We start from the raw sequence: 19385 nt of genomic DNA, 5'->3' as shown, positions 1-19385 counted from the left end.
GCCTGTCAGCGTTGTTCCCAAACCACCGGAAACCAGTCCTCACGCATGCGATCGCCGTCTTTCAGGTCGATGCCGGGGAACGGTGGCGAGGTGCGCCCGGGGCGCTGGACGTAGCGCACATCGTCGCCCATGAAACGGGTCGAGAACGCGCGGCGGCGACCGTTGCCGATGTTGCCGGCGGCGCCGTGCACGGTGCGAAAATCGAAGACCACGGCGTCGCCAGGCATCAGTTCAGGGGACAGGATCTGGTAGTCGCCATTGTCCACATCCGGCATGTCCATGAACCGGCTTTCGCCGGAGACCTCATCGGTGGCGCCGTAAAAGTCCTGGTTGCTGGCCCAGCTTTTCGGGCGCACCGGCTTGGGCCAGCGATGGGAGCCCAAGACCACGCTCAAGGTGTTGTGGCGGGTCACCGGGTCCAGGGGGATCCAGTAGCTGGCGGTTTGCAGGCCATCGACACAGTAATAGGGCAGGTCCTGATGCCAGGGCGTGGCTTTGGAGGTGCCGGGTTCCTTGACCAGGATATGGTCGTGGAACACCTGCACCTGCCGCGACTGCATGAGTTGGCCGGCAATCGCCGCGGCCGGAGAGTTCAGGACAAAGTCCTTGAACGGGGCGATGCGCTGCCAGTTGCAGTAGTCCTCGAAAAAACGTCCGCGCTCACCATTGCCCACGTTCTCGATGGCAAAGGCACTGGGCTGGGCGAGGTTCTGCTCGAAACCGTCGCGCAGGCGTTCCACCCAGTCGCTGAATACGCCGCGCAATACGATGGCGCCGTCACGTTGAAACTGTTCGATATCCGAGTTCATCCGCCTGCCCTCTCTTGTTGTAATAAATCCCAGTATTGGAGGGCTTAACTTTTGCCGTAAACGATAAATTACTTATTTGCCACTATAGGTACTTTGTATAGCCGGCTTGTTGTCAGGCCCAGTCATTAACCGGTTAATAGCCATGACCTGCCGATTGCCTTGTGATCAATAAAGTGCAGGTCACGCCCTACGCTTCATCACCCGCAGTTAATCGCCCAATAATAAAAACAATCAGGAGTTACTTGGGATGAACGACAAAAGACCTGCAATGCGGCGGGGCTTGAATGCCCGTCACATTCGCTTCATGGCACTGGGTTCGGCCATCGGCACCGGGCTGTTCTACGGCTCCGCCTCGGCCATTCAACTGGCCGGGCCTTCGGTATTGCTGGCCTACCTGATCGGCGGTGCCGCCATCTACATGATGATGCGCGCCCTGGGTGAAATGGCGGTGCGCAACCCGGTATCCGGCTCCTTCGGCCAGTACACCAGCCAATACCTGGGACGCTTCCCGGGTTTTCTGACCGGCTGGAGTTATGCGTTTTCGATGCTGGTGGTGTGCCTGGCGGACGTCACCGCGTTCGGCGTCTATATGGGGTTCTGGTTTCCCGACACCCCGGCCTGGATCTGGGTCCTGGGCATCGTGTTTTTTATCGGCGCCCTGAACCTGTGCAGCGTCAAGGTATTTGGCGAGTTGGAGTTCTGGCTCTCGCTGCTGAAGGTCACCGCGATTATCTCGATGATCGTCGCCGGTGCCGCAGTGCTGATTTTTGGCATCCAGTTGGGGAACGCCGCTGAACACACCGCGTCCATCAGCAACCTGTGGAGCTACGGCGGCCTGTTCCCCAATGGTCTGAGCGGCATGATCGCGTCGTTCTCGGTGGTCATGTTCGCCTTCGGCGGGGTGGAAATGATCGGCATCACCGCCGGCGAAGCCAAGGACCCGCAGCGGGCGATTCCCCGGGCGATCAACTCGGTGCCGCTGCGTATCCTGCTGTTTTACGTGCTGACCTTGTTGGTCCTGATGTCGCTGTACCCCTGGCCGAAGATCGGCGGCGAGGGCAGCCCCTTTGTGCAGATCTTCAGCGGCCTGGGGATCAGTTCGGCCGCGACCCTGCTGAATATCGTGGTGATCTCGGCAGCGGTATCGGCCATCAACAGCGATATTTTCAGCGCCGGGCGCATGATGTACGGCATGGCCAACAATGGCCAGGCGCCGGCCAGCTTCGCCCGGTTGTCGCGTTTCGGGGTGCCATGGATGACCGTACTGGTGATGTCTGCCGCGTTGCTGCTGGGCGTGCTGCTCAACTACCTGGCGCCGAAAAACCTGTTCCTGATGCTGGCCGCCGTGGTGACGTTTTCGATTGTCTGGGTCTGGCTGATGATCCTCCTGTCCCAGGTCGTGATGCGCCGCCGCATGAGCCCCCAGGACATCGCCGAACTGCAATTCCCGGTGCCGTTCTGGCCCCTGGGCCCGGCCTGCGCGATCATCTTCATGCTGTTTATCTTCGGCGTGCTGGCCTGGTTCCCGGACACCCGGATGGCGCTCTACGTCGGCATCGCCTGGCTGGCGTTGTTGTCGGTCGGCTACTGGCTGTGCCTGGCGCGCCACGACAAGCTGCTCGGCATACCGCCCAAGGCCAGCGCCTCACGCGTGCAACCCTAGGCGGGAAACTGCTCGGTCGCCCAATCCAGGAACGCCTGCGCCACCCGCGACGCCGGCATCGCGCTGGACTGGGCGAGCACCACCGACTGCGGACTGACCGCCTCCACCAGGGGGCGGCAGGCCAAGGGCCGACCGTCGTAGCTGCAATCCCCCACCGGGCGGGTACAGGACAGCGCCACTCCGTAACCGTGGGCCACCAGCCCGCGCTGCATTTCGAAAGTCTGGGTCAGTTGTTGTGACCTGGGCTGCAGATCGCAGGCCCAGAACAACGACAGGAAATACTCACGGGTCCGGGCGATGTCTTCCAGAATCAGGCACTCGTCGGCCAGGTCTACCAACGACACCTGCTCCTGCTGCGCCAACGGGTGCTCGGCCGGAAGCAACGCATAGGGCGCCAGCCGCGCCAGCACTCGGGTCTCGATATGCGGGTCGAGCCCGACCTCATAGGTCAGCGCCAGCTCGGCCTTGCCGTCGCTCAGGCGGCGGTTGACCCCGGCCAGATCGGTTTCAAACAGGGTGATGCTGACCTCGGGGTGCAACTGGCGAAACCCCGCCAGCAAGCGCGGAGCAAAGTACGGTCCCAGGTCCTGGAAGCAGATCAGGCTCAGCGTTCCGCGCAAGCCGGCCTGCTCATCCTCAACGCCGCCCATGGCCCCCGCCTTGCTCAAAATCTCCCGCGCCTGCTCCAGCAACTTGCGCCCGGCCGGGCTCAAATCAAGGCCGCGGCTGGCCTGCCGATGAAACAGCTTCTCACCCAATGTCGCTTCCAACTGCGAGATGGCCAGGGACACCGAAGGTTGGGAAATATGCATCGCCCGGGCTGCGGCGCTGACGCTGCCCTGCTCCGCGGCAGCCACAAAGTACTCGAGCTGGCGCAAGGTAAAACCAATCATCGGCCGGGTATCCTTATTATCGTTTTGCCCGATGATACCCCAGGCCATGTCCGCTCAAAGGTGGTACTCCTGACAGGGCGTTTTACCAGAATCCGGAAACGAAAAAGCCCCTGAAACCAAAGGTTTCAGGGGCTTCTCTATGTATGGCGGAGAGATAGGGATTCGAACCCTAGGTACCGGTGAAGGTACAACGGATTTCGAATCCGTCCCATTCGGCCACTCTGGCATCTCTCCAACGGCGCGCATCATAACAACACTTTTGCCGGAAGCGAACCCCCTAGGCGAAATTTTTCCGTGCTATCAGATGCTTGCGTCGGTTAAAGCGGTACGCCAAGACGGTTGGCGACTTCTTCGTAGGCTTCGATGACGTCACCGAGGCCCTGACGGAAGCGGTCCTTGTCCATCTTCTTCTTGGTGTCCTTGTCCCACAGGCGGCAGCCGTCGGGGCTGAACTCGTCGCCCAGGACGATGGAGCCGTCACGGAACACGCCGAATTCAAGTTTGAAGTCGACCAGCAGCAAGCCGGCATCGTCGAACAGTTTGCTCAGGACTTCGTTGACCTTGAGCGACAGTTCTTTCATGCGTACCAGTTGCTCGGCCGTGCCCCAACCGAATGCCACGACGTGGGATTCGTTGATGAACGGGTCGCCCTTGGCGTCGTCCTTGAGGAACAGTTCGAAGGTGTAAGGGTTGAGCTTCAGGCCCTCTTCCACGCCCAGGCGCTTGACCAGGCTACCGGCGGCGTAGTTACGCACCACACACTCGACCGGGATCATGTCGAGCTTCTTCACCAGGCACTCGTTGTCGCCCAGCAGCTTGTCGAACTGAGTCGGCACGCCGGCCGCTTCGAGTTTTTGCATGATGAAGGCGTTGAACTTGTTGTTCACCATGCCTTTGCGGTCGAGTTGTTCGATGCGCTTGCCGTCGAACGCCGAGGTGTCGTTGCGAAACAGCAGGATCAAGCGGTCGGCGTCGTCGGTCTTGTAAACCGACTTGGCTTTGCCGCGGTAGAGTTCTTCACGTTTTTCCATGATGGGCTCCGCTTGCTAGGTAGGTGGGCTAGGCGATGTGTCGCCAGTCGAGCCCTGAATCTTGATCGGCCAATTGCAGCCAGTCCGGGTCGCACCCGAGGGTGTCGACAAAACATTGCCGGGCCAGCTGCGGCAGGTTGTTCTTGCTGCTCAGATGAGCCAGGACCAGGTGTTGCAGGTCTTGCCAGCCCAACTCGGCCACCAGGTTTGCGGCCTGGTGGTTGTTCAGATGTCCTTCTTGCCCACCGACCCGCTGCTTGAGAAAGGTCGGGTAATGCCCACGCGCGAGCAGGTCACGGCAGTGATTGGCCTCGATCATCAAGGCATCCAGGCCGCTGTAGCCCTCCAGCACGCCGGCGCAATAAGACCCCAGGTCGGTCAACAGGCCAAAGCGCCGTTGACCGTCACTGAAGACAAATTGCGTAGGTTCCTGGGCGTCGTGGGCGACGGCGATCACGCCGATGCTCAACGCACCGATCTGCAACTGCTCGCCACCGGCCAAAAAGCCCGCGACCTCAACCGGCTTGCGCATCCCGCGCAAGGTACCGCGACTAAGGTAGACCGGTAGATTGTAGCGCCGAGACAGCAAACCCACGCCATGCACGTGGTCGGCATGTTCGTGGGTCACCAGAATCGCGCTCAGCTGCGCGGGGTGAACCCCCAGGCGCAGCAGGCGCCGCTCGGTTTCACGCAAGGAGAAACCGCAATCAACCAGCACATAGGTGTCATTGCTGACTATCAGCGTGCCATTCCCTTGGCTACCACTGCCGAGAACGGCAAAACGCATTTGATCAGCCCAGGTTGTCCTGAATCACGCCCAATACTTTGCGCGCCACATCAGCCGGCGCCACAGTGTTGATGTTTTTCTCGACGGTGACCTGAACGCTCTCGCCCACCTTGCTCAGGCGAACCTGATAACGCTCGGCGCGAGCTTCGACTTCTTCCTTGGCCGGCTTGCTGCCGAACAACTTGCCGAAGAAGCCTGGCTCGTCGTTTTTCTTCTCGGCTTTTTCGGCGAGGTTGATGTAGTACAGGCCCAGGCTGCGGTTGATGTCTTCAACCCGCCATTCGCCCTGCTCCAGGGCACGGCCGACGCTCGACCAGGCACGGTCCAGGTCTGCGCCCAGGTTCAGCACCGGGTTGCCGCTGCCGTCTTCGCTGAGGCTGACACGGCTTGGGGTATCGAAATCACGCGCAGCCAGCAGGGACACCGAACCGCCCTTCTCGGAAATGCGGCTCATGCTGGCCAGCATGTCGTCGACCAGCGCGGCATCCAGGCCGGTATTGACCGAGCGGTTGGTGAACTCGACGTCGGCCGTGCTGCCGGCAGGACGCTCGGCGCTGACCACGTAGACTTCACTGGTATTGCGTTGCACGCCTGGCTCGATGCGGACCCGCACGCGGGTTTCGCTGTCGGCGCCGACACCGGCGCTGCTCAGGCGCTTGGCCACGGAGGCCGAAAGCTCGTCGGAACGCTGCCAGCTGGTGCTGAACTCGCCAGTCTGCGGACGCTGCTGATCCAGGCGGAAACCGTTGTCCTGGAAGAACTGCACTGCCACGGGCCAGACTTCAGCCGGTGGATGCTGAGCCATGACCCAACGCGAGTCGCCGCTTTTCTGCAAGGTGTAGTCGCCGGCATCGGCCACGGCCGACAACGGCTGTGGACGCGGAACCACGTACTCGCCCTTGACGCTGTCGTCAGCCACGTTGCGCGGGATCGGCAACAGCGGGTCGAGGCGCTTGGCAGTCTTGACGTCAGGTGGCAATTGCATCGGTGCAGTCTGTTGCGCTTCCAGGTAGTCGCTGCCACGGTCACGGAAGTAGCCTTCCGGGCCCCAAATCCAACCACAACCGCTGGTGCTGGAGATAATCAAGGCAAGTGCGGAAAGTCCGGCCATTCGCTTCATGCGTAGTACTTCCTCAATTAAACCAATACGCCGGACTGGCGCATGGCCTGCCGCAGCGGTTCGTGACAGGCAGCACTGAGCCAGGTGAGCGGCAGACGGATACCGTTCGGCATCAAGCCCATCTCGTGCAGGGCCCATTTCACGGGGATAGGGTTGGATTCGATAAACAGGGTTTTATTGAGCGGCATCAGCGTCTCGTGGATCGCTCGGGCCTTGACCGCATCGCCAGCCATGGCCGCGGCGCACAGGTCGCTCATGGCACGCGGGGCGACGTTGGCGGTCACCGAGATATTGCCCTTGCCACCCAGCAGGATCAGTTCGACGGCCGTGGCGTCATCACCGGAATACACCAGGAAATCGCTGCTCACGCCGGCCAGGATGTCCTTGGCCCGCTGCAGGTCGCCAGTGGCTTCCTTGATCCCGATGATGTTTTTCACGGTCGACAGACGGATCACGGTCTCGGCCTGCATGTCGCAAGCGGTGCGGCCTGGCACGTTGTAGAGGATCTGCGGGATATCGACAGCTTCGGCGATGGTCCGGAAATGCTGATACAAACCTTCTTGCGTCGGCTTGTTGTAATAAGGCGTGACCAGCAGGCACGCATCGGCGCCGGCGGTTTTCGCATTGGTGGTCAGTTCGATCGCTTCACGCGTCGAGTTGGCGCCTGTGCCGGCGATCACCGGAATACGCCCTGCAACTTGAGCTACCACGCGACGAATCACTTCAATGTGTTCGTTCACGTCCAGGGTGGCCGACTCACCAGTGGTGCCGACCGCCACAATGGCGTTGGTGCCCTCTTGCAGGTGGAAGTCCACCAGTTTGCTCAGGCTGTCCCAGTCGAGACGACCCTGTGCATCCATGGGTGTGACCAGTGCCACCATACTGCCCGCAATCATGCAACCGCTCCTGCCGGAAAAAGAGAGCGGTAATGGTACTGGCGCCAAGATGCTTGCACAAGCGAAGTACTGTGCTTGCGCCATTCCCCTTGGCGATGGTTTTCGCTACCCTTCAGGCTTTGATCGGTACTGATAAGCTTGTACGCCGGGTTCCTGCCTCCCTTTTCAGCATCCGAAGCCCCTGTCCTGCGCGGCTGACCAGCGCTTCCCTCTTTAGTGGAGCTTGTCGCAGCCTGCGGATTCCGGGACTTTGAATACGCATCCGGACGTTTGCCCAGTACGCGAGCCTACGAAAGTATCGACCGCTCATCGCTTTAGGAATGCTGCATGTCCACCCCCACAGTTCGCGAACAATTCCTTGTCATCAGTGCCCTCGGCGCCAACCCCATGGAGCTGACTAACGTCCTGTGCCGCGCCAGCCATGAAAATCGCTGCGCCGTGGTGACCTCGCGCCTGACTCGCCACGGTGAGTGCAGCGCGCTGGTCCTGCAGATTTCCGGCAGTTGGGACGCCCTGGCGCGCCTCGAGACCGGCCTGCCCTCGCTGGCCAAGAAGCATGCCTTCACGGTCAACGTGGTGCGCAGCGCCGCCCTGGAGAACCGCCCCCAGGCCCTGCCCTATGTTGCCTATGTCAGTTCTGCCTACCGTTCGGACATCGTCAACGAGCTGTGCCAGTTCTTCATCGACCATCAGGTCGAGCTGGAGAACCTGACCTGCGACACCTACCAGGCCCCGCAGACCGGCGGCACCATGCTCAATGCCACGTTCACCGTGACCTTGCCCGCCGGAACCCAGATCAGCTGGTTGCGCGACCAGTTCCTGGATTTCGCCGACGCAATGAATCTCGATGCGCTGATTGAACCTTGGCGCCCACAGAACCCAATGTAAGGAAGCTTTCATGGCCGTTGCTATCGACCAGCCCATCGCCGATTTCGAAGCCCCAGCCACCAGCGGGCAGACCGTCAGCCTTGCCGCACTCAAGGGCAAGCAAGTGGTGATCTACTTCTACCCCAAGGACAGCACGCCGGGCTGCACCACCGAAGGCCAGGGCTTTCGTGACCAGTACGCCGCGTTCAAGGCAGCCAACACCGAGATTTTCGGTGTCTCCCGCGACAGCCTGAAGTCCCATGAAAACTTCAAGTGCAAGCAGGAGTTTCCCTTCGAACTGATCAGCGACAAGGACGAGGTCGTGTGCCAGCTGTTCGACGTGATCAAGCTGAAGAAGCTCTATGGCAAAGAGTATCTGGGCGTGGATCGCAGCACCTTCCTGATCGACAAGGACGGTGTACTGCGCCAGGAATGGCGTGGCGTGAAAGTGCCCGGCCATGTCGATGCGGTACTGGCTGCCGCCCAGGCGCTGAACAAGGCCTGAGCCTGAGCAACCGGGGCGGCCATTGGCGCCGCCCCGTCATTGACCCCGATCACTTCAAAGCAATGGCGCGACCACCGGCTCCTGCCGTGGCCACGCATCCAGCACCGCCTTGAACAGGGTGGCCAGCGGGATCGCGAAGAACACCCCCCAGAAGCCCCACAACCCGCCAAACAACAGCACCGCGCAGATGATTGCCACCGGGTGCAGGTTCACCGCCTCGGAGAACAGCAGCGGCACCAGCACGTTGCCATCCAGGGTCTGGATGATGCCGTAGACCGCCATCAGGTAGATGAACTGATCGCTCCACCCCCACTGGAACAGGGCAATCAGCGCCACCGGCACGGTCACCACCACGGCGCCGACGTAGGGCACCACCACCGAAACACCTACCAGCAGGGCCAGCAGCGCCGCGTAATTGAGGTCCAGGGCGACAAAGGCGATGTAGGTCACGCCGCCGCAGATCACGATCTCGATCACCTTGCCGCGGATGTAGTTGGCAATCTGACGATTCATTTCCTGGGCCACCCGCGTGATCAGCGCGCGCTCGCGCGGCAGGTAGCCGCGCACCCATTGGCCGATCATTGCCCGGTCCTTGAGGAAGAAGAACACCAGAATCGGCACCAGCACCAGGTAGATCATGATGTTGACCAGCAGCGGCAAGCTGGACAGGGAAAAGGTCAGCGCCCACTGGCCGAACTTTCCGATCTCGCCCCGCGCCACTTCGATGGCCTGCAGCACCTGCTCGTCGGACACCAGATGTGGGTAGCGCTCTGGCAGCAACAGCAGCAGCGACTGCCACTTGCCGAGCATGCCCGGCAACTCGTTGAACAGGGTGATCAACTGATGCCAGAGCAAGGGCACCACCACCACGATAAACACCAGCAACAGCCCCATGAACAAGGCAAACACCAGCCCCACCGCCGCGCCACCCGGCAGCCGCAGGCGCTCGAGGGTCACCACCAGGCCCTGCATCAGGTAAGCCAGGACCATGCCTGCCAGCACCGGCGCCAGCATGCCGCCCAGGGTCAGCACCGCGGTAAAGGCCAGGAACAACAGCACGGCCAGCACCACAGCCTCCTCATCGGAGAAGTAGCGCTGAATCCAGTCGCGTAACACCTTGAACATCAATGATCCTTAAATAGCAGCACGGCCATTGCGAGAGGCTCTCAGGCCTTTTTCAACCAGTAGCGATATACCCCGGCCTCGTCTTCTTCACGAAGCAGGGTATGACCGGCCAAACGGGCAAAGGTGCGAAAGTCGCGTTGCGAACCGGCGTCCGTGGCAATGACCTTGAGCACCGCGCCGCTGGCCAGGCGATTGAGTTCCAGCTTGGCCTTGAGCAAGGGCAACGGGCAGTTCAGACCGCTGGCATCCAGCTCGGCGTCATGGGCTACAGCATCGGTCATCGGGGCACTCCGGTCATGTGTTTGAGTTGCCTAGAATATCTGGTCGCAGGCCAAGTGTCCGGCTACAGTAGACTCTTTGTCGACTAAGGCTTTGTGCATGACTTTTTTGCGCCCTACCCTGCTGACGCTCGCTTGCCTGCTCGCCTCACCGGGCTTCGCCGACGACCTGCCATCACTCGGTGACGCCAGTTCTGCCATTGTCTCGCCGCAACAGGAATACCAGCTGGGCCGCGCCTGGCTCGCCCTGCTGCGCAGTCAGGTTTCGCAACTCAACGACCCGCAACTCAAGGACTACGTCGAAACCAGCGTCTACAAACTGGTGGAAACCAGCCAGGTCAATGACCGGCGCCTTGAGTTCATTCTGATCGACAGCCCGCAACTCAACGCCTTCGCCGCACCCGGCGGGATCATCGGGGTCAACGGCGGGCTGTTCCTCAACGCTCAGACCGAAGGCGAATATGCCTCGGTACTGGCCCACGAATTGGCTCACTTGTCCCAACGCCACTTCGCCCGAGGCGTCGAAGCCCAGCAACGCATGCAAGTGCCGATGATGGCAGCCTTGCTGGCCGGCATCGTGATCGCTGCGGCCGGTGCCGGCGACGCCGGGATCGCCGCCATCGCCGGCACCCAGGCTGCGGCCATCCAGGAGCAACGACGCTTCTCCCGGCAGAACGAACAGGAAGCCGACCGCATCGGCATCCTCAACCTGGAGAAGGCCGGCTACGACCCGCGCTCGATGCCGAGCATGTTCGAACGCCTGATGCGCCAGTACCGCTTCGATGCCAAGCCGCCGGAATTCCTCCTGACTCACCCGGTCACCGAATCGCGGATCGCCGACACCCGCAACCGCGCCGAGCAGGCCAAGCCCGGCGGCACCGAAGACAGCATGCGCTATCAGTTGATTCGCGCGCGGGTGCAACTCACGTATGAAGATTCGCCGGGCCTGGCCGCCAAACGCTTTCGCGCCCAACTCGACGAAAATCCGAAAAACGACGTGGCCCGCTATGGCCTGGCCATCGCCCAGATCAAGGGCAGCCAATGGAACGACGCGCGGGAGAACCTCAAGCAGCTGTTGGCCAAATCGCCCAACGACATCACCTATAACCTGGCACAGATCGAGCTGGACATCGCCAACAACCGCCTGCCCGATGCACAAGCCCGGGTTGACCGAGTGCTGACCCAATACCCGAACAACTATCCGCTGAATCAGGTTCGGGTCGACCTGCTGCTCAAGCAGAACCGCGCCGCCGACGCCGAAAAAGCCCTCGAAGGTCTGCTCAAGAGCCGCCCCGACGATCCGGACGTATGGTACATGGTGGCGGAAACCCGCGGTCTGTCTGGCAATACCATCGGCCTGCACCAGGCCCGCGCCGAGTACTTCGCCCTGGTCGGTGACTACCGTCAGGCCATCCAGCAACTGGACTTCGCCAAACGTCGCGCGGGCAGCAACTTCCCGCTGTCCTCGCGGATCGATGCCCGCCAGCGCGAGTTGATGGACCAGGAACAAATGGTCAAGGACATGATGCGCTGACCCTTCAAGCGCACACAAAAAAGCCCGCCTCTTTCAAGGCGGGCTTTTTCATGGGGCGGATAACCTGCGGGGCAGGTTATTCAGCCAGTTTGAAGGTGATGAAGCTGGCACGGCCCTGACGCAGGACGCGCATCGACACCGAACGATTCTTCGGCAAGGCCTGGGCAATCTCGGTGAAGTTCTTGGTCGAAGTGATCGCCTGATTGTTCAGGTGAGTGATCACATCGCCCGGCTGCAGGCCGATAAGAGCCGCAGGACCGTCCTGAACTTCCTTGATCACCACGCCGCCCTTGAGGTCGAAGGTCTTCTTCTGCTCATCGGTCAGCTCGGCCACGGCAACGCCCAGACGGTTGCTGCTGCGCTCGACACCGGACTTGGCCAGGGTGCCCAGCTCCTTGTCCTCTTCAGGGATCGCGCCAACGGTCAGCTCGACATTCTTGCGCTTGCCCTCGCGGATCACCTCGAGGTTGGCCTTGGCACCGGCCTTGAGCGCGCCTACCAGGTGCGGCAGGTCTGCCGACATGACGATCGGCTGGCCGTTCATGCTGAGGATCACGTCGCCCACTTGCAGGCCGCCCTTGGCTGCCGGACCGTCATCCTGAATCTGTGCCACCAGGGCACCGGCCGGTTTGTCCAGGCCGAACGACTCAGCCAGGTCTTTATTCACTTCCTGGATCACCACGCCCAACCAGCCACGACTGACCTTGCCACCGCTTTTCAGCTGGTTGGAAACGTCCATCGCCACATCGATCGGGATGGCGAACGACACACCCATGAAGCCGCCGGAGCGGGTGTAGATCTGCGAGTTGATCCCCACTACTTCACCTGCCAGGTTGAACAGCGGACCGCCGGAGTTGCCCGGGTTGATCGGCACGTCGGTCTGGATGAACGGCACGTAGTTTTCGTTCGGCAGGCTGCGCCCGATGGCGCTGACAATGCCCTGGGTCACGGTGTGGTCGAAACCGAACGGCGAACCGATGGCAACCACCCACTGGCCGGCTTTCAGGTCCTGGGATTTGCCGAGCTTCAGTACGGGCAGATCCTTGCCATCGATTTTCAGCAAGGCCACATCGGAACGAGGGTCGGTGCCGATCAACTTGGCTTTGAGTTCGCTGCGATCGGCCAGGCGCACGAGGATTTCGTCGGCATCGGCAATCACGTGGTTGTTGGTCAGGATGTAGCCATCAGACGAGATGATGAAACCCGAACCCAGGGACTGCGCCTCGCGCTGGCGATCACCACGGGGCGAGCGCTGCTGGGGCATACCGCGCTCGAAGAACTCCCGCAGCATCGGCGGCAGGCCTTCAAGATCGGGCATCTGCTGGTTGGACACCTTGCGATCGGGAAGCTTCTGCGTGGTACTGATATTGACCACGGCAGGGGAAGCCTGCTCGACCAGCTGTGTGAAGTCGGGCAGTTCCGCCGCTTGCACGGCAACTGCCTGACCGAGAACAAGCACGGTGGCGAATATGGAGAGGTAAGACTTCAAGCGTGGTATCGACATACGGCTCCCGTTACAACGAGCATGATTAAGCGATATGGAGCAACAAGTAGCGAGCGGCAAGCGCCGGTACTTTTGTTCCGGGAACGACAAACAAGGCCAGAACCGAGGGGCTCTGACCTATAGAAAAAAAACCGGGGTTTTGCAAATGAAATTGCTCACCAAACATTTCATCTTCTCAATTGTGGAGTGGGCATTGCTGACCTCTTGCACAACCAATAAAGGGTTTGGTGAATGCCATGGCAGCCTGTCACTGCTTGGCGTTGGCCGTGTCGGAGCGCATGGATAGCGCAATCCGTTCAGCGGTACCAATAGGGATCTCGCCCACCACGGTGACCATCATCTCGCCTTCAGGAGTGGTCAGGCGCCGAGACACAGCAACGGTCGGGCCAAGCTGGGTGCGGGTGTCAGTGACCACCGCGCCATTGAGCGGCTCGAGAAACACCGAGAAACGGGCTAGGCCATCGTCATACATCAGACTGTTGACCATGGACTTGGTGTCCGGGTCTTTGCGCGCCGTGCTGCTGGTCAGCTCGAACCCTGGCGGCAGCCAATCCGAGTGCCAGACCTGGGCCGCTTTCACCGCTGAAGCCTTGTCGCTGTTGATGGCGACCGGACGGCATTCAGCACTGGGCTGCAATTCGCTGTCCTGCGGCACATCGGCAGTGTCGAGGCGGGTGAACTGGAAACGCTCGAGCAACTGCCCCTTGTCGTTGAGCAGCAACGATTTGAGCGGCAGCCCGGTCTCGCGATCCAGGTGCAATTCGAAACCATAGCGGTGTTGATCACGGGGAGTCAGCGAGACGATGACCCCCTGACGCCCAGCCACGCGCGACTTGCCGATGACGGCAAGGTCGTACCAATTCTTGAGCTTTTGCGGATCGAGGGCACGAGCAGCAGAGTCCGGAGCGTCTCCAAGGCCTGCGACCAACTGGCCGCTGACACATTGGGTACGTCCGTCGATGCGCACCACCTCTTGAGCGGATCCATCGAGCTGAACCAACCGCTCGCGGACCTTACCATCCTGGACACGATGCCAGATGTTATGGGTAGAAAAACTACCGTTACGCTCGTAAACAAAGGTGCCCTGAAAGCTTTGCTGCTGCTCCGCTTGCCCAAGACGTTGCAGCCAGTCCTGGGCTTCATCGGCATGGGCTGGAACTACAAACCAGCCACTAAGCAGAAGCGTAAGTAGAGGTATGGCGCGCATGATCCTCCTTAGCGGTTTTCCAGGCTTGCTGCACGAGCGTAAGGCAGCGCGCTTTCAGTGCCTTTGAGGGCAGCTTGTTGCGCATGCTGACGCAGGTAGCTTGGCAGGCGCTGATCATGCCAGCCTTGCTGGCCTTGCAACACGCCGTTGGCCATAGGACCTGTGGCTTCGGAACTTTCGCTGTAGCCAGCCAGGACCGCAGGGCCCTTGACTTGTGGAACAGCCAGGGTCTGCTGACCCGATTGCTGTGCCAGTTCAACACCAGCGATCTCGTCCTGGTTGTACAGGCGAACACCTGCCAGCACCGCCACCGTTACCGAGGCAGCAACGGCCAGGCGGCCCAGGCTGCGCCATGGACTGCGGGAGGCCTTGGCCGGCACGGCTTCGTCAGCCAGTGCGGCAGAAACGGCCGCAGCAATATCCAGACGTGGAAGCAGCAGTTCCTTGTGCATGGCTGCCCGAGCGATTTGATAACGAGCCCAGGTTTCACGGGTCTCAACTTCGTCGACGGCATTCAACACCCGACGCAATTCCAGTTCGTCCGCTTCGTTATCCATCACTGCGGACAGCGATTCCTGCAGGGCTTCACGACTCATGGCGGTTCCTCTCTTGGCTGTCGCCGCTGTCTCAGGATTCCTGCAACAACGGCTGCAGGGCTTTATCGATGGCTTCCCGAGCGCGGAAAATCCGGGAGCGCACGGTACCCACCGGACATTGCATGACGCTCGCAATGTCCTCGTAACTCAGACCATCGAATTCACGTAAAGTTAAAGCTGTACGCAAATCTTCTGGAAGTTGCTGGATGGTTCGATGGACAGTGCCTTCGATCTCATCCCGCAGCAGCGCCCGCTCTGGAGACTCAAGGTCCTTGAGGCCATGATCGCCGTCGTAGAACTCCGCATCTTCAGAACTGACATCGCTATCCGGCGGCCGTCGGCCGCGTGAAACCAGATAGTTTTTCGCCGTGTTGATGGCGATACGGTACAGCCACGTATAAAACGCACTGTCGCCGCGGAAATTACCAAGTGCACGGTAAGCCTTGATAAAGGCTTCTTGTGCGACATCCTGGGCTTCATGGGTGTCGTGCACGAATCGCACGATCAACCCGAGAATTTTGTGCTGATATTTCAGCACCAGCAGATCGAACGCTCGCTTGTCGCCGCGTTGCACGCGTTCGACCAGCTGCTGATCCTCTTCCTGGGTTAGCATGAACACTCCTCGATAAGCTCGGAGGAAGCTTGCATCACTAATCGATCAGGCTTGCAAACATAGACTCGGGCTTTTCGCAAAAGTTCTCCCCCTCCAAGCAAGTTTCCTGCGGGCTCTGATTTGGCACGCACGAAAAACGCAGCGCGGGCAAGGCCGGCTGCGCGAATAATCCTGTCGTCGATTCCAGCGGCAAAGGCCGTGACTCAAGCCTTGCATGTCGCCGACGCTGTCCCTTCTTTCAGGCAACCTTCTATTGAGTTTGGGCCCTTGGCAAAAGTTCCCAATCTTTATAGCCGTGCAGAACGAACATTGTGTAACCGTGAAGAGAAAAAGGGCGCTACATCTTCGATACAGTCGCCAGAGCGGCAAATTGGCCGTGAAACGACCTGGCGAACATGAGCTGCAAATACCCGTCTTCTGGTCACCGTAGTCTCACAATGCCACGAAGGCTCAGCTATTGTGCCGATCCACCCCTCTATATACTAGTGGGCTGTGTGGCCGCCCTGATTTGCCGAACCAGGCATCACTGTGCCATCTCCAATCTGGGTCGCTTTGAGCGGAATACTCCTAATGAGCCAACAGTTTCAACACGATGTTCTGGTGATTGGCAGCGGCGCTGCCGGCCTGAGTCTTGCGCTGACCCTCCCTGCCCATCTGCGCATTGCCGTGCTGAGCAAAGGCAACCTGGCCAATGGTTCGACATTCTGGGCCCAGGGCGGCGTCGCGGCGGTGCTGGACGACACCGACACCGTCGAGTCCCACGTTGAAGACACCCTGAATGCCGGCGGCGGCCTGTGCCATGAAGACGCGGTGCGCTTCACCGTCGAACACAGCCGCGAGGCCATCCAGTGGCTGATCGACCAGGGCGTGCCCTTTACCCGTGACGAGCAGTCCGGCACTGAAGACGGCGGTTTCGAGTTCCATCTGACTCGCGAGGGCGGCCACAGCCATAGGCGCATCATCCACGCCGCCGATGCCACCGGCGCGGCCATTTTCAAGACCCTGCTGGCCCAGGCGCGGCAGCGACCGAACATTGAGTTGCAGGAACAACGGGTGGCCATCGACCTGATCACCGAGAAACGCCTCGGCCTGGAAGGCGATCGTTGCCTGGGGGCCTACGTGCTCAACCGCGGCACCGGTGAGGTCGACACCTACGGCGCACGCTTTGTGATCCTCGCCTCTGGCGGCGCAGCCAAGGTCTATCTGTACACCAGTAACCCGGACGGTGCGTGCGGCGACGGCATCGCCATGGCCTGGCGTTCGGGCTGCCGGGTGGCCAATCTGGAGTTCAACCAGTTCCACCCTACGTGCCTGTACCACCCGCAAGCCAAGAGTTTCCTGATCACCGAAGCCCTGCGTGGCGAAGGTGCTCACCTCAAGCTGCCCAATGGCGAACGCTTCATGCAGCGTTTCGACCCACGGGCCGAGCTGGCACCACGGGACATCGTGGCCCGCGCCATCGACCATGAGATGAAGCGCCTGGGCATCGATTGCGTGTACCTGGACATCAGCCACAAGCCGGAAGAGTTCATCAAGACCCACTTCCCGACGGTGTATGAGCGTTGCCTGGAGTTCTCCATCGACATCACCAAGCAGCCGATCCCGGTGGTTCCGGCGGCGCATTACACCTGCGGCGGGGTGATGGTCGACCAACAGGGCCGCACCGATGTCCCGGGCCTGTACGCCATCGGCGAAACCAGCTTCACCGGTTTGCACGGTGCCAACCGCATGGCCAGCAACTCGCTGCTGGAGTGTTTTGTCTACGCCCGCTCGGCCGCGGCCGACATTCTTGCGCAATTGCCGCAAATATCAGTCCCCGCCGCCCTGCCCGTGTGGGATGCCAGCCAGGTCACGGACTCCGACGAAGACGTGATCATTGCGCATAACTGGGACGAGCTGCGGCGCTTCATGTGGGACTACGTGGGTATCGTGCGCACCAACAAGCGCCTGGCACGGGCCCAGCACCGGGTACGGCTGCTGTTGGACGAGATCGATGAGTTCTACAGCAACTATAAAGTCAGCCGCGACCTGATCGAACTGCGCAACCTGGCCCAGGTCGCCGAGCTGATGATTCTGTCAGCCATGGCGCGCAAGGAAAGCCGCGGCCTGCACTACACCCTCGACTACCCTCAGATGCTGCCCAAGGCGCTGGACACTATTCTGCTGCCGCCCACCTACGCCGACTGAACTTGAGCCGTACCCGCAAACGCCGGTGAATGGCCGGCGCCAGCGCATCACGGGGCACGCAGAGCGAACGCACGCGCCGCTCGCCCCGCAGGCGAAATCGCAGCACGACCATCATCGGCAAGGCCAGGCTGTCCGGACGCAATTGCACCGGCTGCCAGCCTCGCGCGTTATTGAATAGCTGCCAGCCTTCGGCATTGCGGCGCAAACCGGTAAACGCGTGGGGGTGATTCAGGAGAATTTGCCGCGGCACGACCCAGCCGGCGTGAGCCAGGCAAGCCGCCAGTGCGGCAATGCGGGACCAGAGGGGAATATCGAGTACCAGCAGCGAGCCCAACGCAACCAGCTGGGCCAGGAGATAAGCCGCCAGCAAGCGCCGAGAGGCACGCCAGCGGCATTCGAAGGCGCTACTTGGGCTGGACACGGTCCAGGATCATGCGAACCATGCGCTGCAATTCGGGGTCTTCGGACTCGTTGCGTTCCATGAACCAGCCGAACATGTCCTGATCCTCGCATTCGAGCAGCTTGCGATAGCATTCGCGGTCTACATCATTGAGGTGGGCATACACCTCCTTCACGAACGGCACCAGCAACACGTCTAGTTCAAGCATGCCGCGACGGCTGTGCCAGTAGAGGCGATTCAGTTCAACATCTTCGACCATGGAGCGCTCCTCAAATAGAGCGCAAGTATACAGCCCGAAGGAGGCGAGAACAGTCGGCTTTGGTCGGGCACCACCGACCTTTTGTGAACTACCCATTTCAGGGGCGCCCCCTTATGATGTGCCCCAGACCCTATTACCCTGCGATGACTCATGGCTGATTCCGCTTTTTTCTGCACGCTGTCCCACGAAGGCATCCTCGCCGTACGCGGCCCTGACGCCAGCAAGTTCCTTCAGGGTCAGTTGACCTGCAACCTCAATTACCTCAGTGACACCCAGTCCAGCCTGGGCGCGCGCTGTACGCAAAAAGGCCGCATGCAGTCCAGCTTTCGCATCCTGCTGCAAGGTGACGGGGTGTTGCTGGCCATGGCCCACGAGCTGCTGGAGCCGCAACTGGCGGACCTGAAGAAATACGCAGTGTTTTCCAAAGCCAAACTCAGCGATGAAAGCGCCCAATGGGTGCGTTTCGGCCTGGGCGATGCCGACGCCGCCCTGCTCAGCCTGGGCCTTGAGCTTGGCGAAGAAGCCGGCAACCTGGTGCGCAACAACGATTTGATCGCGGTGCGGGTCTCCCCCGGGCGCGCCGAATTATGGGCCCCGGCCGATCAGGCCGACACCCTGCGCGGCCAACTGGCGGCGCAACTGCCTGAAGGCGAACTCAACCAGTGGCTGCTGGGCCAGGTCCGCGCCGGGATTGGCCAGGTCATGCCTGCCACTCGCGAGCTGTTTATCCCGCAGATGCTCAATCTGCAGGCCATCGGCGGCGTCAGCTTCAAGAAAGGCTGCTACACCGGCCAGGAAATCGTCGCCCGCATGCAGTACCTGGGCAAGCTCAAGCGCCGTCTGTATCGCCTCTGCCTGCCGGCCGGCGACCTGCCTGAACCGGGCACCCCGCTGTTCTCCCCGACCCACGGCAGTTCCATCGGTGAAGTGGTGATCGCCGCACGGGCCGAGCAACAGATTGAACTATTGGCGGTGCTGCAAGCCGAAGCCGCTGAGGGGGGTGACATCCACCTCGGGACACTTGAAGGGCCAGGCCTGCAACTGCTCGACTTACCGTACCAACTGGACCGCGATCGCGAGATCCAGCGCTGATCGTCAGCACCCCTTGGCA

Annotated in this window: 20 protein-coding genes and 1 tRNA gene; 6 read left to right on the top strand and 15 right to left on the bottom strand. The window is 60.9% G+C overall.

Going from position 1 to position 19385, the window contains the following annotated elements:
- Positions 1 to 5 precede the first annotated feature (5 nt).
- The gene (locus CF161_RS30470; protein WP_020300486.1) at positions 6 to 809 is read right to left on the bottom strand and encodes a phytanoyl-CoA dioxygenase family protein; all 804 of its coding nucleotides are present in this window, start codon (positions 807 to 809) and stop codon (positions 6 to 8) included.
- 247 nt (positions 810 to 1056) lie between these two features.
- Between CF161_RS30470 and CF161_RS30465 the strand changes: the two genes are divergently transcribed.
- Entirely contained in the window at positions 1057 to 2472 is a 1416-nt protein-coding gene (locus CF161_RS30465) for an amino acid permease (RefSeq protein ID WP_020300485.1), read from the top strand.
- Here the strand turns inward: CF161_RS30465 and CF161_RS30460 are convergent.
- The 6 genes from CF161_RS30460 to dapA all read right to left on the bottom strand — a co-directional run bounded on the left by CF161_RS30460 (position 2469) and on the right by dapA (position 7199).
- A complete protein-coding gene (locus tag CF161_RS30460) occupies positions 2469 to 3365 on the bottom strand; it encodes a LysR family transcriptional regulator (RefSeq protein WP_043231030.1) in 897 nt (298 codons plus the stop codon). The genes CF161_RS30465 and CF161_RS30460 overlap by 4 nt on opposite strands.
- Positions 3366 to 3509: 144 nt before the next feature.
- Positions 3510 to 3599, bottom strand: a tRNA-Ser gene (locus CF161_RS30455).
- A gap of 83 nt (positions 3600 to 3682) precedes the next feature.
- A complete protein-coding gene (gene purC, locus CF161_RS30450; RefSeq protein WP_020300483.1) occupies positions 3683 to 4396 on the bottom strand; it encodes a phosphoribosylaminoimidazolesuccinocarboxamide synthase in 714 nt (237 codons plus the stop codon).
- Positions 4397 to 4424: 28 nt separating this feature from the next.
- Positions 4425 to 5183 carry an MBL fold metallo-hydrolase gene (locus CF161_RS30445; protein WP_020300482.1) on the bottom strand — a complete coding sequence of 253 codons (759 nt, stop codon included), beginning with the start codon at positions 5181 to 5183 and terminating at the stop codon, positions 4425 to 4427.
- A gap of 4 nt (positions 5184 to 5187) precedes the next feature.
- Positions 5188 to 6303: an outer membrane protein assembly factor BamC gene (gene bamC, locus CF161_RS30440; RefSeq protein ID WP_020300481.1), complete on the bottom strand. Its 1116-nt coding sequence runs from the start codon at positions 6301 to 6303 to the stop codon at positions 5188 to 5190.
- A 17-nt stretch (positions 6304 to 6320) separates the two neighbouring features.
- Positions 6321 to 7199: a 4-hydroxy-tetrahydrodipicolinate synthase gene (dapA, locus tag CF161_RS30435; RefSeq protein WP_020300480.1), complete on the bottom strand. Its 879-nt coding sequence runs from the start codon at positions 7197 to 7199 to the stop codon at positions 6321 to 6323.
- 327 nt (positions 7200 to 7526) lie between these two features.
- Here dapA and CF161_RS30430 point away from each other — a divergent pair, with 327 nt between their 5' ends.
- Entirely contained in the window at positions 7527 to 8087 is a 561-nt protein-coding gene (locus CF161_RS30430; protein WP_020300479.1) for a glycine cleavage system protein R, read from the top strand.
- A 10-nt stretch (positions 8088 to 8097) separates the two neighbouring features.
- Positions 8098 to 8571, top strand: coding sequence for a peroxiredoxin (locus CF161_RS30425; protein ID WP_020300478.1), 474 nt, complete (start codon positions 8098 to 8100; stop codon positions 8569 to 8571).
- Between the two features lie 54 nt (positions 8572 to 8625).
- Here the strand turns inward: CF161_RS30425 and CF161_RS30420 are convergent, their stop codons facing one another.
- Positions 8626 to 9696, bottom strand: a complete 1071-nt coding sequence (locus CF161_RS30420) for an AI-2E family transporter (protein WP_020300477.1) — start codon at positions 9694 to 9696, stop codon at positions 8626 to 8628.
- Positions 9697 to 9737: 41 nt separating this feature from the next.
- Entirely contained in the window at positions 9738 to 9977 is a 240-nt protein-coding gene (locus CF161_RS30415) for a sulfurtransferase TusA family protein (protein ID WP_020300476.1), read from the bottom strand.
- 97 nt (positions 9978 to 10074) lie between these two features.
- Between CF161_RS30415 and CF161_RS30410 the strand changes: the two genes are divergently transcribed.
- Positions 10075 to 11508 (top strand): M48 family metalloprotease, encoded by a 1434-nt coding sequence (locus tag CF161_RS30410; RefSeq protein WP_020300475.1) that lies wholly within the window; start codon positions 10075 to 10077, stop codon positions 11506 to 11508.
- Between the two features lie 76 nt (positions 11509 to 11584).
- On the opposite strand, the gene CF161_RS30405 is transcribed toward CF161_RS30410, so the two are convergent.
- The 4 genes from CF161_RS30405 to rpoE form a co-directional block, all read right to left on the bottom strand.
- On the bottom strand, positions 11585 to 13012 hold the full coding sequence (locus CF161_RS30405) for a DegQ family serine endoprotease (RefSeq protein ID WP_043230965.1): 1428 nt from the start codon (positions 13010 to 13012) through the stop codon (positions 11585 to 11587).
- A gap of 247 nt (positions 13013 to 13259) precedes the next feature.
- On the bottom strand, positions 13260 to 14219 hold the full coding sequence (locus CF161_RS30400) for a MucB/RseB C-terminal domain-containing protein (protein ID WP_043230957.1): 960 nt from the start codon (positions 14217 to 14219) through the stop codon (positions 13260 to 13262).
- 8 nt (positions 14220 to 14227) lie between these two features.
- A complete protein-coding gene (locus tag CF161_RS30395) occupies positions 14228 to 14815 on the bottom strand; it encodes an anti sigma-E factor RseA C-terminal domain-containing protein (RefSeq protein ID WP_020300471.1) in 588 nt (195 codons plus the stop codon).
- Between the two features lie 31 nt (positions 14816 to 14846).
- Positions 14847 to 15428: an RNA polymerase sigma factor RpoE gene (gene rpoE, locus CF161_RS30390; protein ID WP_019692537.1), complete on the bottom strand. Its 582-nt coding sequence runs from the start codon at positions 15426 to 15428 to the stop codon at positions 14847 to 14849.
- A 570-nt stretch (positions 15429 to 15998) separates the two neighbouring features.
- Between rpoE and nadB the strand changes: the two genes are divergently transcribed.
- Complete coding sequence (gene nadB / locus CF161_RS30385; RefSeq protein ID WP_020300470.1) at positions 15999 to 17615, top strand: L-aspartate oxidase; 1617 nt, start codon at positions 15999 to 16001, stop codon at positions 17613 to 17615.
- On the opposite strand, the gene CF161_RS30380 is transcribed toward nadB, so the two are convergent.
- Together CF161_RS30380 and CF161_RS30375 are read right to left on the bottom strand one after the other, a co-directional pair.
- Positions 17584 to 18036 carry a protein YgfX gene (locus CF161_RS30380; protein ID WP_043230954.1) on the bottom strand — a complete coding sequence of 151 codons (453 nt, stop codon included), beginning with the start codon at positions 18034 to 18036 and terminating at the stop codon, positions 17584 to 17586. The genes nadB and CF161_RS30380 overlap by 32 nt on opposite strands.
- A complete protein-coding gene (locus tag CF161_RS30375) occupies positions 18020 to 18274 on the bottom strand; it encodes a succinate dehydrogenase assembly factor 2 (protein ID WP_020300468.1) in 255 nt (84 codons plus the stop codon). The genes CF161_RS30380 and CF161_RS30375 overlap by 17 nt, the downstream gene beginning before the upstream one ends.
- 150 nt (positions 18275 to 18424) lie before the next feature.
- Here CF161_RS30375 and CF161_RS30370 point away from each other — a divergent pair, with 150 nt between their 5' ends.
- The gene (locus tag CF161_RS30370) at positions 18425 to 19366 is read left to right on the top strand and encodes a folate-binding protein YgfZ (RefSeq protein ID WP_020300467.1); all 942 of its coding nucleotides are present in this window, start codon (positions 18425 to 18427) and stop codon (positions 19364 to 19366) included.
- Positions 19367 to 19385: the final 19 nt, after the last annotated feature.

It is taken from the genome of Pseudomonas sp. CF161 (assembly GCF_000416215.1).
GTDB lineage: Bacteria > Pseudomonadota > Gammaproteobacteria > Pseudomonadales > Pseudomonadaceae > Aquipseudomonas.
The sequence above is the reverse complement of the archived record's forward strand: the minus strand, read 5'-3'. Positions and strand labels throughout refer to the sequence as shown.

Bases quoted from the DNA above. Each gene is read 5' to 3' on its own strand.
- CF161_RS30470 (WP_020300486.1), bottom strand. From the start codon at position 809: ATGAACTCGGATATCGAACAGTTTCAACGTGACGGCGCCATCGTATTG.
- CF161_RS30465 (WP_020300485.1), top strand. From the start codon at position 1,057: ATGAACGACAAAAGACCTGCAATGCGGCGGGGCTTGAATGCCCGTCAC.
- CF161_RS30460 (WP_043231030.1), bottom strand. From the start codon at position 3,365: ATGATTGGTTTTACCTTGCGCCAGCTCGAGTACTTTGTGGCTGCCGCG.
- purC (WP_020300483.1), bottom strand. From the start codon at position 4,396: ATGGAAAAACGTGAAGAACTCTACCGCGGCAAAGCCAAGTCGGTTTAC.
- CF161_RS30445 (WP_020300482.1), bottom strand. From the start codon at position 5,183: ATGCGTTTTGCCGTTCTCGGCAGTGGTAGCCAAGGGAATGGCACGCTG.
- bamC (WP_020300481.1), bottom strand. From the start codon at position 6,303: ATGAAGCGAATGGCCGGACTTTCCGCACTTGCCTTGATTATCTCCAGC.
- dapA (WP_020300480.1), bottom strand. From the start codon at position 7,199: ATGATTGCGGGCAGTATGGTGGCACTGGTCACACCCATGGATGCACAG.
- CF161_RS30430 (WP_020300479.1), top strand. From the start codon at position 7,527: ATGTCCACCCCCACAGTTCGCGAACAATTCCTTGTCATCAGTGCCCTC.
- CF161_RS30425 (WP_020300478.1), top strand. From the start codon at position 8,098: ATGGCCGTTGCTATCGACCAGCCCATCGCCGATTTCGAAGCCCCAGCC.
- CF161_RS30420 (WP_020300477.1), bottom strand. From the start codon at position 9,696: ATGTTCAAGGTGTTACGCGACTGGATTCAGCGCTACTTCTCCGATGAG.
- CF161_RS30415 (WP_020300476.1), bottom strand. From the start codon at position 9,977: ATGACCGATGCTGTAGCCCATGACGCCGAGCTGGATGCCAGCGGTCTG.
- CF161_RS30410 (WP_020300475.1), top strand. From the start codon at position 10,075: ATGACTTTTTTGCGCCCTACCCTGCTGACGCTCGCTTGCCTGCTCGCC.
- CF161_RS30405 (WP_043230965.1), bottom strand. From the start codon at position 13,012: ATGTCGATACCACGCTTGAAGTCTTACCTCTCCATATTCGCCACCGTG.
- CF161_RS30400 (WP_043230957.1), bottom strand. From the start codon at position 14,219: ATGCGCGCCATACCTCTACTTACGCTTCTGCTTAGTGGCTGGTTTGTA.
- CF161_RS30395 (WP_020300471.1), bottom strand. From the start codon at position 14,815: ATGAGTCGTGAAGCCCTGCAGGAATCGCTGTCCGCAGTGATGGATAAC.
- rpoE (WP_019692537.1), bottom strand. From the start codon at position 15,428: ATGCTAACCCAGGAAGAGGATCAGCAGCTGGTCGAACGCGTGCAACGC.
- nadB (WP_020300470.1), top strand. From the start codon at position 15,999: ATGAGCCAACAGTTTCAACACGATGTTCTGGTGATTGGCAGCGGCGCT.
- CF161_RS30375 (WP_020300468.1), bottom strand. From the start codon at position 18,274: ATGGTCGAAGATGTTGAACTGAATCGCCTCTACTGGCACAGCCGTCGC.
- CF161_RS30370 (WP_020300467.1), top strand. From the start codon at position 18,425: ATGGCTGATTCCGCTTTTTTCTGCACGCTGTCCCACGAAGGCATCCTC.